Below are 16726 nucleotides of genomic sequence, written 5' to 3'. Positions count from 1 at the left end.
TACGTTACCCAATATACGAGGGAGTTTATCGAATACTTACGAAACAGGCATCGTTTTTCTTTCCTGCAAACTGTATGCGTGTGATGTCTTTGGGAGAGGTGCAGCCCTTGTAACCGGGATTGCGTAGTTCGTACCCTCCGGCATCGTTCTTGAAAGCGAGCGCAAAAAGCGGCTTCCCGTTTACACGGTAATACATTTCCTGCACATGGTCCGCTGCCACTTCGGGCGCAATGCCCCGGCTTTTCAGATAATTGGTGAGTGCCGGATGCTGTAACGGCTGGATGCTACGGATTTCTACCGGGCTGGCTGGTCGCTTCCTTTCCTCCCTTGCCGGATTCTTTTCGGGGATATTTTTCCCTTGAAAAGAAAAAGTATTGGCGGAGTAATAGTCCTGTTCCAGTCGGCTGATAGCCCCGTAAGCGTTGCATCCGTACTGTTTCATCACAAGGTCGATGAGCGAGCCGCCCTCACCCGTCCCAAAGTCACACCAAAGGTTTACACCGTAATCCACCTTGAAACTGGGCGTATCGTCCTGACGTAACGGACTGTGGTACATACCGTAATAAAGTTTATCCACTACGGGCAGGATGCCCAATGATTCCAAATAGTCCTTGATACTTATGCTGTTAGCTTCCTGATAAGTCATAATTTTTGTTTTTTAGATGTTGGATGATTGCAGTAAGGCAGTAAGAAAGCAGTAAGAAGAAAAGATACGGACTTACTGCACCTAATTCTTTTTCTTTCAATGTATTATCTCTTATGCAGTAAGATAAGTAAGTTATTCCTATATAAAAAGAGAGAAAACTATCCATGTTGGCATCTGCTTTTTCTTTTTTCTCAAATTTTCCGAAAGTTCCGGGTTTTATCTTACTGCTTACTGCACCTGTTGCAAATGGTTGATATTCAATAGTTAATGTGCAGTAAGTTGTTTTTAGGGTAGTTGCTGCATGGCAATATCAACCTACTGCAAAGCGGATTCCTAACCGTAATCGTTATCGGTGTAAGGGGTTGGAACAGGCTTTATCCTATATCCATATACCGAATAACCACCGTTGTTTATGCGTTTCTGTACCCGTTTGAACCCAGCTTTCCGCAACGCTTCCCCCAACCGTTTTTCTGATAACTGCATGGGGCACACATTCCGTAAACAGGTGAGGATTTGTGCCGTTGTCATAAAGAACAGGTTTTCTTCCCCCTCTTCCGGTTTCTCGAAATGCTGCATCAGCATCTCAAACTCCACCGTCTGCACCTGAAAACCTGCACTGACCTTGTACAGCTCTTCAATCTCCGTATCGTTGAACCAGTACCGTACACCTTGCCGATACAGGTACATGGCTTCGGAATAGACATTATCCATACGGATGGCTTCTGTCCCCGGCTTGTCTATATGCAGGACTTCAAACGGCAGGAAACGCCTGCTGCCTGTCGGGTCGGTCAGGAACTCGTTCCCGTTCACCGATGCCATGAAGCTGGCTAAGTGCGGATATTCCTCTATATAGATGTCATACGGTCTGCGGTACTTGACTGCCGGGGTGGTTATCAGGTTCTTCAGGGCGTTCTCGTTCTGCTTGTTGAGTTCCTTTAGCTGGTCGTCTATGTTGATGAACAGGTATTCGGCTATCAGTGTCAATATGTCCTTTCCCTGTGGGTCTATCTTCCCGGTAAAGAGATAGCTCTTCAACGGCAGTGGGCAAAGGTTATCCAGCCACCATGTCTTGAACTGCCCCTGCCGTTCCCCGGTCAGGACTAAGCAGGTGTGGTTCTGACATCCCGTGTCGTTCATCGCATTGGCAACCACGCCTACCAGCCATTTGGTGAAATATTCCTCCCACTTGTCGGGGTTGGCTACCTGTACCGTGCCCAGCAGCCTTTTGATATGTCCGTTTTCGACAGGATTCAGCAGGGGCAGGGCGGTTAGGTATTCCCGTATGGGATGCACTTTCACGGCAAAGTTGCTTTCCAGTATCATGCGGATATTGTCGGCGGAGGTGGTGATGCCTGTGGTCGCATCCAGTTCACGCCTGAAAGAGTTCAGGGCAAACTTCGTGACGGGCTGGTACAAGCCGGAGGTATCGGCAGGCTTGTATTCCGTCCGGCTCTTCACGGTGTTAAACCGGAAGTCGTACAAGGAATTAAGCTGCCTTTCGATACGCTCGTTCTTGGACTGCCTGCCCCCGATACGTTCCGCTTCGTTATCTCTTTTCTTTTTCATCGGGAAGTCTGTTGGAAGCCGGGACATATTGCTGCCGCATCCACTGTTTCAGCTCGTCCGCATCGAAACGTAGGGTGCGACCACGCTTCACACAGGGTATCGTCCCGGTGCTGGCTAAATGGTAGAGGTAATTGACCGAATATCCGGTTATGCTGCTGGCTACGGATATTCTGACTAAAACGGGTTCTTTGCCGTCCCGTCCTTTGGGCTGTGTGCCGACTACGGGGGAAATCATCTTTTCGATGTTTTCCAGCCGCTTGAAAATTTCTTCAAATGGATTGTTCATGGTGCTTTGTTCTTTGAATTAGCACCACAAATAAAATAAGAAAAATCGGTAAAAAGCAAAGTGTCAAGCGTTTGGAATTGCTTTGCACTGCTCTGCACCGTATTAATACAAGCTATCCGAAAACGCCATGTGTACTTCACCTTACTTATATGGGAAGAACAGAGAAAAAGGGCTTATTCCCATTATCGTTTTATCGGGCTGGGACATTTGAGGACTTCTAAGGACATCTGAGGATAGGCAGTAACAACCTGTTATCCTGACCTGTATATTTGTACCGGACAAGAAAAACGGAGTAATAACAAAAAATATCAGTATATGGAAATAGTAACGATTGAAAAGAAGACATTCGAGTTGTGGAAACAGAGGTTTGAAAGTTTTGTGGGGCGTATGGATGCGCTCTGCCTACCTTTGCGGAGAAAGCAGGACAAATGGTTGGATAACAGCGAAGCCTGCCGCCTGCTGAATGTTTCTTCCCGGACGATGCAAACCTACCGTGATACGGGCAAGCTGCCTTATTCGCAAATCAACTGCAAAATTTATTATAAGGCTTCGGACGTGGAAACCTTTATACTCAACCAAGTAAAGAACACCCCTAAAACATGAATCGTATGGACTTGATAACGAAAGATTCGGAAACTACGCAGGTATTGTTTTCATCCCTTGACCGGGTTTTGGAGAACGTGGAGCATATTGTCACCAACTACCGCCCGGTGCTGAACGGTGAACACTACCTGACGGGGGAGGAAGTCTGCCAAAGGCTGTGCATCAGTAAACGGACTTTGCAGGATTATAGGGACACGGGGCTGCTGGGCTACGTGCAACTTCCGGGAAAAATCATTTATCGTGAAAGTGACATCAGGGATTTATTGGATAGGCATTACCGGAAATGAAATCTTGAAAACTTGCTATCTTGGAATCTTGATAGCTTGAAGTCTTGAAATATAGCTGTCTTGTTTTCTATATTTATGGTTTGGTTGAAAGCCAGCAATCGTGTTTTTAATAAAACTGTATTGCTGGCTTTACTTATATTTATACAGATAGCTGTTTTTCAACCGCTTGCATATCTCTTAATATCGTTTGGTCTAACACTTTTGCATAGTGCTGTGTCATTCGGGTGGATGAATGCCCCAGCATTTTAGCGACATTTGGCAGTGACACGTTGTTAGCCAGCGCGATAACCGAAGCGAAGCTGTGCCTTGCGGTGTGCGTGGTGAGGTTTTTCTTTATTCCGCACAGGTCGGCAATCTCTTTCAGGTAGCTGTTCATTTTCTGATTGCAAGGGACGGGCAGCAAAGTTCCTTTGTCAAGGCAATAGGGGTTATCCTTGTACTTGTCAAGTATCTGCTTGGGGATGCTCAAAAGCGGAATGTTACAAAGGTTGTTTGTTTTTTCACGGGCTTTCACTATCCACAGGTTGCCGTTGCTGTCCTCTGAAATGTGTTCGGAGCGCAAATTATATACGTCTATGAACGCCAGCCCGGTATATACGCAGAAGATGAAAACATCCCGCACCAGTTCCAGCCGTTCAATCTTGAACTCTTTCTGCCATATCCGGTTTATTTCGGCTTGGCTTAGGAACTGCTTGTTTACCTCCACCTCGTGAAACTTGATTCCGGCAAACGGGTTCTTCGTCAGCCACTCGTTGGCAATGGCAAGGTTTATCACTTTCTTAAAGCATTTCATGTACCGGATAACGGTATTCTGTGCACAATGCTTTTCTGCCTTTAGGTACAGGTCGAATTTGCGGACAAGTTCCCCGTTCACCTCACGCAACAGCATATCATCTACCTTATAATCCCGTTTTACCAGTTCCATGAGATATTTCAGACAATTATCGTAACGTCTTACGGTAATGTCGGCATAATCCGTTCCGATTAGTTTCCGGCAGTTGTCGTTATGTTCCTTGAATACATTATATAATGTCTTGAAAGTTTCGTCCTTTCCCTGATAGCGGTTTACGATGGCACGGGCAGAAATAATCTTTCCCTCCAGTTCTAGATCTTGATAGATTTGATAGAATTTCACACGCAAGGCATCAATGTAATGGTTTAGTTCTACGGAATTGCGGTCTTTGCCTATTGATTTCTCTTTGTCCTGCGACCAAAGTGGGACTTTTACACTTCGTTTTAGTTGAAGTTCCACATATAAACGGTCATAAGTGACGCGTACACGCACGGGAGCTTCCCCGTTTTTTAACAGTTTGCTACGCTTGATGAAGAACAAAACGCTGAATCTTTTTCTTTCCATACTGCTCAATTTTTAATGATACAAAGTTAGGAAATCGAACCGAGGACTCTGTTATGTAAAATAGCGCAACGTGCTGTAAAAGAATGAAGTAACTATTGAGTAGTGGAACATTCGGGGCTTTCTAAAACCGTCCCCCGAATAAGGACGTACAGTTTGCTTTAGTCCCACTAATTTTGCCTATTCTTGGAAAAGAAAAATCCCTGAACTTCTTTGAAATTCAGGGATTTACATCGTTTTGTTTTCTCTTAAAGTGGTGCCACCAGGAATCGAACCGGGGACACAAGGATTTTCAGTCCTTTGCTCTACCAACTGAGCTATGGCACCATCATGTCGTTTTGTATATCGTTGTTTCGATTACGGGTGCAAAGATACGGACTTTTTTGATATATGCAATAGGTGGCGGTGGATTTTTTGAAAATATTTGAGGGTAGAGGTGGAATTAGCTGCTATAAGCAGGGTAAATAGGGGGAGCGTGTAGATAAATATGGATTTTTACTTATTTTTGGAAGCGGGTAGAGAATGATTAATAAGCTATAGATATGAAGAAAGTAATTTGGAGTATTGTTTTAAGTTGGGTATGTTTGGCATTTGCTGCTGCTGGGATAGGAACTCGTGATGCGGTGTCTGCCTGTGATGGGAAAGTGTATAAAAAAGGGGATAAGATTATGTTTGGTGTCCCTAAGGTTTCCGGATATTTGTTTGTTAGGACGTTTACAAAGGATGGGAAGATTTCTACGATGCCGAAAGAGAATCTGGCTAGTCAAGAGGCGGTGATCGTTGATATTCCAGATTACGATAAGAAACTCTTTGAGGGTATGGGCGTTTATTCTGAGGAAGAAACGCATCCTCTTGTCGTGGTAGAGCTGGATGGACGGCGTCTTTGTATAAATATTAATGATGCGCTTAGTCAAGGGAATATTGTTTCGGAATATTTTAAAAGCGAAGTTGAGGGTGTGGTCGATTTAACGTCCGATCTCTTATTTGTTTATGCGCTTAAATTAAATAATGTGACAGTTGATGACGATGTGATAGTAAGGTATATGGCTCATTGTGACAAGAATCTGGTAGAGAAAAATCAAGCGGATCCATTTACTATGGCGGATCTTAAGAAAGAATATGCCGCTAAATTGGAAAAGGCGTTAGGGGACGTTGATTTTAGTAAGGTGTTTCGTATTGAGAGTCAGTCGGAGATGTTACAATATGATATGGATAAGCAGATCTTTCCATTAAAAGGGTTGTGGTGCCCACAAATTAAGACAGACCAGCCGGATGCGTTGGCTAAGATTGGCTTTTGTAAATGGGATGATTGTGTCTTTCGATTTGTGAATATACCAGAGTTTATGAATGTCTCTTGTGAGACGGCTCGTGCGAAAGGGTTTTATGATATGAGGAAAGTCGGAAAAGTGCCTACCTATAATAAGCCGCTGGCTACCTCTTATACTTATATCCGTTTCTTGGATAAGAAGGTACAGCTTCCCGAGAAAAAGAATAAGGTCTATCATAACGGTGATATAAAGAGTATGTCTTTGGCTGATTTGTATGGGAAAATGGCTATAGAGGCTCAAATTATAAAGATGGATGTTTATCACTTACCTTTCTTGAAGATAAGTGATTTTGAACTCTTCTATAATTATTTAGGATCCATTGAAGTGAAATAATAGGAAAACGGTCCGTCCCCCAATAAAAATGAGACGGACCGCTTTGCATTCGTGAATTCAGAGCGGATATTTCTTTTTAGTTTAGTGAGTTCCAACCTTGCGCCTTAAGCTCGACTTCACCTCCGTCACGACCGACAAGATAATTGCCTAACTCTGGCTTTGTTATATGACCGATCACCTTAATACCTTTCATTTCCGACACCTTATCATGATCTGCTAAAGGAACAGTGAATAAGAGTTCATAATCCTCACCTCCATTCAATGCCGCAGTTATCAGATTCATGTTAAACTGCTCTGCCATGGCTGCGGTTTGGTAATCGATAGGAATACGATCTTCGTAAACTCGGCAGCCTACATTACTTTCTTTAGATATATGAAGCAACTCCGAAGAGAGGCCGTCGGAGATATCCATCATGGAGGTCGGAACGATTCCAGCTTGATCAAGAACTTCGACAATGTCTTTGCGGGCTTCCGGTTTTAATTGGCGTTCCAACAAATATTCTTTACCAGAGAAATCGGGCGTGAAATCTTTCTCCCCATTAAATATGCTTTTCTCCCGTTCCAGTAATTGGAGACCCATGTAGGCGGCCCCTAAATCGCCGGACACGCAAATAAGATCGGTCTCCTTGGCTCCGTTTCGATAGACAACTTTGCCTTTTTCTCCCTCGCCTAGGCAAGTGATGCTGATCGCTAACCCTGTGCGTGAGGCGGAAGTGTCGCCACCAACGAGATCTACGTCATAGATATCACAAGCGAGTTTAATGCCCTCGTAGAATTCTTCGAGATCTTCTACACAGAAACGTTTGGAAATACCCAATGATACCGTAATCTGTTTCGGGCGGCCGTTCATGGCGTAAATATCGGAGAAGTTTACGACTGCGGATTTATAGCCGAGATGTTTCAACGGCACATACATCAAATCGAAATGAATACCTTCCAGCAAAAGGTCTGTCGTAACCAATACTTGCTTGTCTGTGTAATCTAGTACGGCTGCGTCGTCACCAACACCTTTCAACGTACTCGGATTTTTAAGTTCTATTTTATCGGTGAGATGACGGATTAACCCGAACTCTCCCAAAGTCGATATTTCTGTTCTATTGCTCATAAGATTGTTAACGTAATATAGGATGATTCTTTATTCTTGTATCAATATGTTTAACTATTAATTCTTGAAATTGTTTTTCCCGATCCATACAGAAACCCACCGTAATAGGCAAACAATATAAATGAGAAAACCATTCCATGGGAAGCGAAGGAAGGTCACGGAGTCGGGCGGCATCTTTCTCCGTGATGATTATCAATTTACTTGTAGAAGTCAACCGCTTGAAGGCCGTTTGTATTTTCTGGATGTCATGCCGATCGAAGGCGTGATGATCCGGAAAGATCAATGAGGTGACATGCTCCGTATATTTATGGATCTCTTTTTCGAGAGGTGCCGGGGATGCGATACCGGATACCAATAAAACCTCTGTAGTAGAGGCCAGCCCTTTTAATGTGCGTTTGGGGGCTTTACCGGAAAAGACGGGTTCCAGCTCCCCGTAAAGAATACGGCTGAAATAGAGCTCTTGATAAGCTGAGAGATGTATATCCTCCTCTATGATCCGGAAGTCTATAGGTTGTATATATGACTCACATTTCGTGACAATGATCACGTCCGCACGTCGAGCGCCATCCATAGGTTCCCTTAAACGGCCTGCGGGTAAGAGCTTATCTTGCGTATAAAGACGGTGGCAATCGGTTAAAAGGATGTTCAGCGTGGGGGCGACGTATCGATGTTGAAAGGCATCGTCCAGCACGATCACTTCCGGGCGCTTATTCTCTGGCAGAGCCAATAGATTGCGGATACCCCTGCGGCGATCAGCGTCTACGGCAACGAGAATATCCGGAAACTTACGTTTCATTTGGTACGGCTCGTCACCGATATCCTTGCTGGTACTTCGCTGATCGGCCAACAAGAAACCGGAGGTTTTCCGTTTATAGCCACGGCTGAGTACAGCTACCCGGTATCGGTCTTTTATCAAACGGATGATGTATTCCGTATGAGGGGTTTTTCCGGTCCCCCCGACAGTCAGGTTCCCCACGCAAATAATAGGCAGATCATACCGCTCTGTCCGAAGGATTTTCCAGTCGAACAGCTGATTCCTGAATCTCACCCCGATTCCATAAAGGAAAGAGAATGGAGTGAGGAGTTTATTGAACTTAATCGTATGATCTGTCAGCATGGTCCAGTTATTATAACGGTTTCATATCGTAAGGCATACGAGCTTGGATTCCGCAATTCGTCTTGATATTATTCAACGTCTTGAAGTACTCGAACTCATTGCCCAATACATTTTTGATGATAGAGAGTTTCACCTCTCCGAGCTGGCTTTCCAAGAACTCGTCCAAGAAATTCTTGGAACCGCTGACGGTAGTTACGCTATACTGATCCAGATCAGCCAACCCCGCCGCTGTGCTTATAGCTAATTCAATACCGCCCAGCTCATCGACTAAACCTCTTTCTTTCGCTTGCTCACCCGTCCAGACCCGTCCTTGTCCGATAGCGTTGACCGCTTCGGTAGTCATACCTCTACCTTCGGCGCAGCGGGAAAGGAACGTTTGGTAGCCTCTTTCCACGTATCCCTGTATCAGTGCTTTCTCACTCTCGGTCATGGGACGGGAGAGGTCTCCTAAGTCCGAGAACGTGTTCGTCTTTACGATGTCCGTGGTCAACGCTAGTTTCCCGAATAATCCGGAGGCGTTCGGGAACATGCCGAAGATACCGATGGAGCCGGTCAACGTATTCGGTTCGGCGATGATCTTATTAGCGGCGCATGAGATATAGTAGCCTCCCGAGGCAGCTACGTTGCCCATGGAAACGACCACAGGTTTCACCTTTTTCAACTCGACAACTTGACGCCATATCTGCTCGGAGATATAAGCGCTACCTCCCGGGGAATTCACACGGAATACCACGGCTTTCACGTCATCATTGTTTTTTAGCTTGATAAGCTCATCGGCCATTTTCTCCGTGATACTTTGTTCGATATCGTAAAAGTTGCCGGGTGTTTGCGCCTTAATCTCGCCTTCGGCGTAAAGTACGGCTATCTCCGGGGCGTTTTTGGTGGGTGAGGCCTTGAGGGTTTTCATTTGAGCTAAGTTGGCCGATCTCAGTTTCTCTCCATTTTGTCCGGCTAGCTCTTTGACGTATGCTTCTACCTCCGGCTTATACTTTAATTCGTCTATAAAGCCACATTCTACCGTTTTCACAGGGTCCGCGAAGAAAAGCCCCTCATTGGCGTAATGGTTGATATCGTTCACGCTGATGCCGCGTGATTCGGCGATGCCTTCGGCTATATTATCCCAGATGGTGGAGATATACGATTGGATTTGCTCCCGGTTCGCCTCGCTCAGCTTATCCAGTATAAAAGGCTCCACGGCACCTTTGTAGGTACCTACCTTAAAAATCTGCATCTCGATACCTACCTTATCCATCAGTCCTTTGTAGAATAGGGTTTGCGAGGCGAGTCCCGTCAATTCAAGGATGCCTTGCGGATTCAAGAATACCTTATCGGCTACGGAACAAAGGAAGTAATTCCCTTGCGTGAAATTATCGGCGTAAGCTACCACGAACTTGCCGCTTTCCTTGAAATCTATTAACGATCGGCGGATTGCTTCCAAACTAGCGCTACCCGAGGAGAGAAGCCCCGATTCGATATAAATCCCCGCGATCTTGTCATTCTGTTTCGCTATCCGGATCGTCTCGAGCAGGTCCTTCAGTGACAGCATGTTTTCCTTGTCGCCCATCAAGGCGGAGAATGGATTCTCCGCCGGGTTATCCGCTAGCGTCCCGTCTAGCTTGATCTTGAATACCGTATTGCTTTTGGGGGTGTAATCAGGTGTGCTACCTACGGTGGCGATATATCCTATAGTCATGGATATCAATACCGTCAGGATTATTCCCATTGCCAACATAACGCCTAGCGTTGAGGCAAACATCATTTTAAAGAATTGTTTCATATCTATTGAAAACTAATTAGATGACAAATGTACGAAAATTTCCTCTACGTCCCGGTCGCTGAGGCATACTTGTTGGTAAACATCTCGCAGAAGCTCCGGGTTGATCTTTTTGAAATCCTTTTCTAAAGGGGTGATGAAAAGACCTCCGATATCGGCAGCTCCCGGGCTGGACAGGAGATGGTCGTTCCCCTCAGCCTCGTATTGCCACGGGCGGTGGCGTTTACGAGGGATTACCGTGATTACCCAATTATTATCGTAATAGGAGCCGAAGATATTCATCATCGGCTCGGGCTCACCGGGAAGTATCGGTAAAGCGGCGTAGATCTTTTTGAAGAGCCGGGTGGCGGCTTCTTCGGTGGCGGCTTGGATGACGAGGCCGGGGCGGAGGTTGCCGGTGAGTGGGTATATACGGTTGTCGTATACACTCGCATACGATTGTCGTATAAATTGGGTTACCTCTTCATCCAGCGGCATGATGCCCCGTGTCACCGCTTGGAAGTGGGCATGATCCGGTGCCGAGGCTCCGCTACGGGGTCCATTGTAGAAGACGGTGAAGGGAGCGAGTCTCCTTGTCAGTTCCAAGAAGTCATTCCATTGCGGCAATATCAGTTGCGGAGAATGTTTCCGGGTAGGGATCGTGAAATGCTGTGGGAAGATCGGGTAGGGGTTGCACAATACCAGATGGCGAAAGCCGAAAGGCAGTCGCTCCTGTTCCACCGGCAGATTCTCGGGGCATAGGAAGCACTTGCGTTCTTTTAGGGATCGGGCATCTACCTTGGCCCCGGTGGAAACAATACGGGCGGGATTGAATTGCGCACGTATCGAGAACCCTTCCATATCGAAGGATTTTACTTGCACGGCCTCCAGTGCCTTATAGTTCTTCTCGGCCAATGGCCATGTCACGAGTTGCTTGGACAGTAATTCGGTCGCTTGCGATGAGCTGACCCAGTTGTTTGGTTTCATTGTCTTTCCATGTTTAAGCGGGCCTCGAGTTCCCAAGTCCTGATTTTATCCTTATATATATTATGGTTGTTCATTTTTACGACATCCAATGAGGCGTCGGAGTTATCTTCCCAACGGCGGCAAAGGTATAAGACGTCGTAGATCCGCCCGATCGGGTATTCACGGCTGATACGTAGGCCGAGGGCGTAATCTTCTCCGTAACTGGTGTTCGGGAGGTTTAGTTTCCGTAGCAAGGGTGTATAAAAGGCTCGGGGCGCTCCAAGCCCGTTGATGCGGAGGGCGTTATTGCGGCCGTTCTCGGGAGTCCATTCTTTATGGTCGATAATTCCGGGCGGGATGGTTCGCATATCGAAATCGGTCATTCGGTAGGTTCCGACCACCATGGCGCATCGCTGCTCGTAGAAGGCTTCCACGATCTTACGCAGGGTATGCTCGTCACTGTATACATCATCGCTATCCAATTGGATGGCGAACTTGCCGCAAGCCGAATGGTGTATTCCTATATTCCAGCAACCCCCGATGCCGAGGTCGTCACGCTCCGGCTGGATATGGATAATACGAGGGTCCGTGGCGGCGATCGCTTGGATTCGCTCGGAGGTGCCATCCGTGGAATGATTATCGATAATGATTAGGTTGAAAGGGAAGGACGCCTCTTGTCGCAGTACGGAACGGATAGCGTCCTCGATCGTCCGTACACGGTTACGTACAGGGATAATAACGGAGGCTTCCGTTTGAAATGTCTGCTCGTCAAAACGGACTGGCTTGAAATGAGGGGGCAAGTAGCCGCCTATCATCTTTAGGTGATCTGTACAGGCGGCTTCCATCTCGATCTGTACAAAGCGGTTCTTGGGATCTACATAGTCGAACATCTTCTCTCCGGATTTCCGTAAATCATTCTCTACTTCTGTATATAGATATTCGTTGATATGCGTCAGCGGAGCGTTTTGGGAGACTTTTAAGCGCAAGTCGTAGAGTCCGGCGAATGTATATTCCGTATCCATGGAGGCTATGGCGTTTTGTAGCGTGGAAGAACGATAGAGTAGGAGGGAGCCAAAATTGAAATCATCCCTAAGACTTCCTTTCTGGTAATCGATCACCGGATGGGGGTTGAGTTTGCCCTCCTTCTGCTCGTAATAATCGGAGTAAACCATACCGGATCTCGTATCGTCGACGATGGCGACAAAACGCTCTAGGGCATACATGCCTAATTGAAGCTCTTCAGTCTTCGTATAAATTAACGTATAATGGGCACTGGCATAGCCGGCTATTTCCCGGAGGGTCTTCGTGCTCCATATATTCTTCGTGCGGATTAAGTTGCAGGGATAAATAGCCTTGGCGTGGGGATCGTCCGTGATTAGATAGATCTGACTCACTAAGGACGACTCGGCCAATTGCGCTACCGTTTGTCGTGTAGCCTCTATTTTTCCATAAGGGATAAAGCAATTGATTCGTTTCATTGTATATACTGTATTTTATTTTGTTGTTGAATGGAGAAAAAGCGTAAGATGGACTCCATGAGTCGATTTCGTTCCGACGGTGTTTGAAGCGCCTCAAACGGGAAACTGAGCAAACAAGTCCGATATTTCCCTTCATAAACGATTCCCGCCCCGATATTGTTCTCCGGATATCTCAAGATGGTATGGGCGAGCTTATCCGCCGGAAGTACACCGTCTACCGACTCGATCGAGTAGCAAATAGGGTTCGGACGTGTCCGGAACGTGTATCTGCCGTTTATATATCCGTAAGGGGATGCGCAACTGTTTACGATTCCCTCCTTGCTGGCATTACGGCTAGCCAACTTCCCTTTTAGTACCTCCTCGACGAACGTACGGTCTTGTGCGTTGCCCCAGCTGTCGGAGAAAAGATTCGTCCCGCTTACAAGCAAGTTGCCGCCTTGGGCAAGGTAGCTGCGAAGCGTATCCTGTAAAACGGGAGTGATAACCGGTTGGCGCTGTTTTCCTAAAATCAAGTCAATAATCGGATACGTATCCGGCTTTACGACTCCCTCGGCCAAAGATTTATGGCTACATGAAACAAAGGAATAACCGGTTTCGGCCATGGCCTGCCCATGTATGAAAGGATAATCGAAGGTATTGCCCGCTATGACTTGGCCTGCGTAATTGTTGTAACTATCCCCATGCCCGTTATTATCATTGCTGTTCCATGTGGCGGTACGGCGGAATTCGAATTGATCCCCGATAAATGCGATATCATTCAGATAAGGCACTCCCCGGTCGACGGCATAAAGAAAGCCGGCTAAACTATCCGCCGCACTCTCGAAACTGGCTGGACCGCTGATCCTGTCGAATCCATTGACGATTAATACCGTCTTATCCTTTTCACCTTTAGGAGACCGGTAAACACTTACGATCTCGGAAGGGAAACTGATGCCTCCCTTATTTACGGCAGCTACCTTATAACTATGGATAATACCCGCCTCAATTGGAAGAATGATTTCTTCTCCTTTTACGAGCGTCCCGTTATCGAATCCACCGCTGTCTTTTCGACTATAAAGGATATAGGCGGTTGGTGAGGCACTCTCCTCAAGAGTATCCTGTACGGCTTTCCAGCCGATTCTCACTTTATTCGTTTCTACGAGCTCCGTATACAGACGATCGGGTGGGAGCGGTTGTACGATAGGCTCCTGTTTATTCTGGAAACAGATATAACGGAGCATCCCTTTATAGATCGCCCTACAGATAAGGAAACGGAAGCGTGGGTCTAACCCGTAACGCATATCGGCGAAGTTTTGATGGGATAGTAATTCTAATAGCATCGTTGGGACATCGGGAATACGTGCCTCTATATAAGATTGATTCCACATGCCACGGCGGCTCCATTGAGGATTGTAAACCTTGCGGACATCGGACAGGATCTGTGTTTGGATCATGTCGGTTAGGTCTCTGGCGATCTCCCGGCTTTTCCGGTTGGTGTAGATTCCGTCGTTGCTTTTAGACATATAGATGCCGAGTGTCCCTATAATTGAGTCATCCGGGGTGGTTCCTGCGTCGGAATGGAATGCGAAGGCCATGTCGATAGGGATATGGGCTTGTTCTTTTAAATAATTAACCCATCGGGGACGTGCGTAAATGTCGTCTTGATAATCATTGTGGAAAGCGCTTTTCGAATAGATACTATCTGGCATTCCCGCCCATTGTAGCCAATATCGGGCCGCCTCGGTAAACCGTGGATACCCACTTGTCTCTGCTTCTATCGGATAGGGACTTTCTAGCGGGCTACGTGCGATGTTCCCCATGCCGCCACCGATCTTGATCGCATCTGCCGTGATAATCTTTCCCGATTTATTGCTTTGATTCGTTAATACGATTCTCTCATGGGCTTGTTCATGTGCCGTGAATTTGAAGTTTCCCAGATAGATCCAAGTCCCACCCCCCATTGTTTGATTGACGGCGATTGTGGTTTCCCCTCCGGCATGATGGATGGTATACAGTGCCTGCTCTGTGCTGTTCGGAAAAGATTGATAGGAGGCATAGACCGCGTAATTCCCCGATTCCGGAATTTCGGGAATCCACTCGATGAGACTTTCTTTTCCTTTCCTCTGTGTGACCGTCTGCCGATAGGTACCTTGCGTAAAAGGGTTCTCCCCATTCGTATAAGTAGCTTGAATATGCCCAAATCCGGCTTTCTCCCCATCCGACCAAGCTTTCTCTCCATCCAATTCCTTATACTCGGATCCCGGAGTAGAGCGATCATTGTCGATAATGATTTCGTGTATTTGAGTGTCCCTTTCCCGGGGGATAAGAATAGTCGCTCCTGCGTTTTCAAGCATCGGGGTCAGATAAGGAAGAACAAAACTCTGCGTAAATAAGTCCTCCACGGTGCCGAACATGCGAGCCCGTTGCCATTCCCAGCGATGGGCGGTCTGGGCGTAATATAAACCATGGCTTTGCCAAAGGGCGATATGACGGTTTTGTAATCCGTTTTTTATCTCATGAGGGCTGGATAGGCTACGGGTTAGCGGGTATTTGCTCTCTTTAATGGAGTATAGCCTCTTTTTGTTGGGACGTCCTTTTCTGTCGTATTCGGGAATCAGGCTCTCAATGTCTGTACCTCGGGTCAAGATGACGATCTTGGAGGCATTGGGGAATAGGGGAGCTATACTTGCGTAAAGCTCAGAAACGTTATATTCCCGAAAAGGGATGTCCTCCAAAGCTTCATTGGTGAAAAGCGTGACTTTCTTCTTCTGGATGAGGATGGAGTCAATCTTAATGGTGCGTGAAGACACATATTGCCTTGCGAAAGAGTTTAGCTTTTGATCCAATTGCTTTTTTAAGCTTTCACTATCCTGCCCTTCTGCCGGAAAGCTCCAGAGAAAAATGGATAGTAAGAATATGATGATCCTAACAGGATAGGAGAGTTTTTCTCGCATATTTTTATAAATATTATTGGCTGTCTTATTTCTACAAATTTACGGAAAATCTCCGTAATAACCTTATAAAAAGCCCAGATTGGCGCAATTAAAATTGAATATGAAGAAGGTAGGGGCAAATTGTGGATATTGGGAGAAGTCAAATCTATGTGAACGGCAGCAAGGAGAAGAACGGATTTGTCCCTATCATGGGACGGGTAGCGATTAACGGGACGATGGTGCGGTTCAGTTCAGTTGCGAGCGAACTATTCGTGTTCATGGTCAAGACGCCTATCTGGGGAATGATTATCCCTTCTTGAAGTGTTGGGTTTGCGATAGTATCTCAATGGGAAACGGTGGTAAAGTCAATGGGATAGAGGTGTTATCTCAATGACTTTACGGCCGTGTCCCATAGGCTTTTTTTGTATCCCGGATAAGTTGGTAGGGGATGGTTCAGGGCGCAAAGGGCGCATCTTTGCGAGGTTTGTAAAACTTTTATATTATAAAAAAATTAGCGTCTTACTTATTATATAGATGGAGTAATATATTTTTTTTGTAAAATGTTTTTGCGAACACGTAAAGATGCGCCCTAATGCGCCCTGTGATTTTTTTGGAAGATTTTCTTGATGTCTTAAAGTATAGATAGACAGTTGTTTATGTAATACTGTTCTCTTAGCCCTTTTTTAGTCTTTGGGGCGATATAATCGGCCTAAACTCACATTTACGTGGCCCAAAAGCACGTGTACAGAGCGATTTTCTCGTGATTCCATGAGCAGAAAGCCGTTTTTCCCGTGTGATTTCCTCTCGTCGCCAGGACCCTGTTTATCGTTTTTATACGTGTAAAAGTACTCGTGAGAGCCCTGTTTTCGGTACACGCGGTGACTCGTAAGTTAAAAAAGAGCATCACGTATTATTTAATGTACGCGATCCCCCTCGTGAAAAAAAACTTGCAAAATAATGCCCGATAAATTTGGATCGTATGTTTTATAGCA

At 46.1% G+C, this 16726-nt stretch carries 12 protein-coding genes, 1 tRNA gene and 2 pseudogenes; 4 read left to right on the top strand and 11 right to left on the bottom strand.

Annotation, left to right across the window (positions count from 1 at the left end; all coding sequences use genetic code 11):
• Positions 1 to 37: 37 nt before the first annotated feature.
• The 3 genes and pseudogenes from DW205_RS21270 to DW205_RS21255 all read right to left on the bottom strand — a co-directional run.
• A pseudogene (locus DW205_RS21270) lies at positions 38 to 646 on the bottom strand (mobilization protein); the annotation flags it as partial.
• A gap of 333 nt (positions 647 to 979) precedes the next feature.
• Positions 980 to 2212 (bottom strand): VapE domain-containing protein, encoded by a 1233-nt coding sequence (locus DW205_RS21260; protein WP_032850299.1) that lies wholly within the window; start codon positions 2210 to 2212, stop codon positions 980 to 982.
• Positions 2193 to 2498, bottom strand: coding sequence for a helix-turn-helix domain-containing protein (locus tag DW205_RS21255; RefSeq protein WP_005868716.1), 306 nt, complete (start codon positions 2496 to 2498; stop codon positions 2193 to 2195). Before DW205_RS21255 ends, DW205_RS21260 begins: the two co-directional genes overlap by 20 nt.
• 315 nt (positions 2499 to 2813) lie before the next feature.
• Between DW205_RS21255 and DW205_RS21250 the strand changes: the two genes are divergently transcribed.
• Together DW205_RS21250 and DW205_RS21245 are read left to right on the top strand one after the other, a co-directional pair.
• The gene (locus tag DW205_RS21250) at positions 2814 to 3101 is read left to right on the top strand and encodes a helix-turn-helix domain-containing protein (RefSeq protein WP_005868718.1); all 288 of its coding nucleotides are present in this window, start codon (positions 2814 to 2816) and stop codon (positions 3099 to 3101) included.
• 5 nt (positions 3102 to 3106) lie between these two features.
• Positions 3107 to 3388 carry a helix-turn-helix domain-containing protein gene (locus DW205_RS21245; protein ID WP_005868720.1) on the top strand — a complete coding sequence of 94 codons (282 nt, stop codon included), beginning with the start codon at positions 3107 to 3109 and terminating at the stop codon, positions 3386 to 3388.
• Positions 3389 to 3527: 139 nt separating this feature from the next.
• Here the strand turns inward: DW205_RS21245 and DW205_RS21240 are convergent, their stop codons facing one another.
• The gene (locus DW205_RS21240) at positions 3528 to 4745 is read right to left on the bottom strand and encodes a site-specific integrase (RefSeq protein ID WP_005868722.1); all 1218 of its coding nucleotides are present in this window, start codon (positions 4743 to 4745) and stop codon (positions 3528 to 3530) included.
• 251 nt (positions 4746 to 4996) lie between these two features.
• Positions 4997 to 5069 (bottom strand) — tRNA-Phe (locus tag DW205_RS21235).
• A 215-nt stretch (positions 5070 to 5284) separates the two neighbouring features.
• Here DW205_RS21235 and DW205_RS21230 point away from each other — a divergent pair.
• Positions 5285 to 6403, top strand: a complete 1119-nt coding sequence (locus DW205_RS21230; RefSeq protein WP_005868724.1) for a DUF4852 domain-containing protein — start codon at positions 5285 to 5287, stop codon at positions 6401 to 6403.
• Between the two features lie 76 nt (positions 6404 to 6479).
• Here the strand turns inward: DW205_RS21230 and thiL are convergent, their stop codons facing one another.
• The 6 genes from thiL to DW205_RS21200 are packed head-to-tail and all read right to left on the bottom strand — an operon-like array spanning position 6480 to position 15755.
• Complete coding sequence (gene thiL / locus DW205_RS21225; RefSeq protein ID WP_005858417.1) at positions 6480 to 7508, bottom strand: thiamine-phosphate kinase; 1029 nt, start codon at positions 7506 to 7508, stop codon at positions 6480 to 6482.
• Between the two features lie 7 nt (positions 7509 to 7515).
• Positions 7516 to 8625, bottom strand: a complete 1110-nt coding sequence (lpxK, locus tag DW205_RS21220) for a tetraacyldisaccharide 4'-kinase (RefSeq protein ID WP_005868727.1) — start codon at positions 8623 to 8625, stop codon at positions 7516 to 7518.
• A 10-nt stretch (positions 8626 to 8635) separates the two neighbouring features.
• Positions 8636 to 10384 carry a signal peptide peptidase SppA gene (gene sppA, locus DW205_RS21215; protein ID WP_005868730.1) on the bottom strand — a complete coding sequence of 583 codons (1749 nt, stop codon included), beginning with the start codon at positions 10382 to 10384 and terminating at the stop codon, positions 8636 to 8638.
• Between the two features lie 30 nt (positions 10385 to 10414).
• A complete protein-coding gene (locus DW205_RS21210; RefSeq protein ID WP_005868732.1) occupies positions 10415 to 11365 on the bottom strand; it encodes a DUF4922 domain-containing protein in 951 nt (316 codons plus the stop codon).
• On the bottom strand, positions 11362 to 12822 hold the full coding sequence (locus DW205_RS21205) for a glycosyltransferase family A protein (RefSeq protein WP_005868734.1): 1461 nt from the start codon (positions 12820 to 12822) through the stop codon (positions 11362 to 11364). The genes DW205_RS21210 and DW205_RS21205 overlap by 4 nt, the downstream gene beginning before the upstream one ends.
• Entirely contained in the window at positions 12819 to 15755 is a 2937-nt protein-coding gene (locus DW205_RS21200; protein ID WP_005868736.1) for a hypothetical protein, read from the bottom strand. The genes DW205_RS21205 and DW205_RS21200 overlap by 4 nt, the downstream gene beginning before the upstream one ends.
• Before the next feature lie 119 nt (positions 15756 to 15874).
• On the opposite strand from DW205_RS21200, the pseudogene DW205_RS22920 reads away from it, so the two are divergent.
• Positions 15875 to 15985: pseudogene (locus DW205_RS22920) on the top strand (integrase); the annotation flags it as partial.
• Between the last annotated feature and the right edge of the window lie 741 nt (positions 15986 to 16726).

The sequence above is a fragment of the Parabacteroides sp. AM17-47 genome (assembly GCF_003434625.1).
GTDB classification, from domain to species: Bacteria; Bacteroidota; Bacteroidia; order Bacteroidales; family Tannerellaceae; genus Parabacteroides; species Parabacteroides distasonis.
The sequence above is the reverse complement of the archived record's forward strand: the minus strand, read 5'-3'. Positions and strand labels throughout refer to the sequence as shown.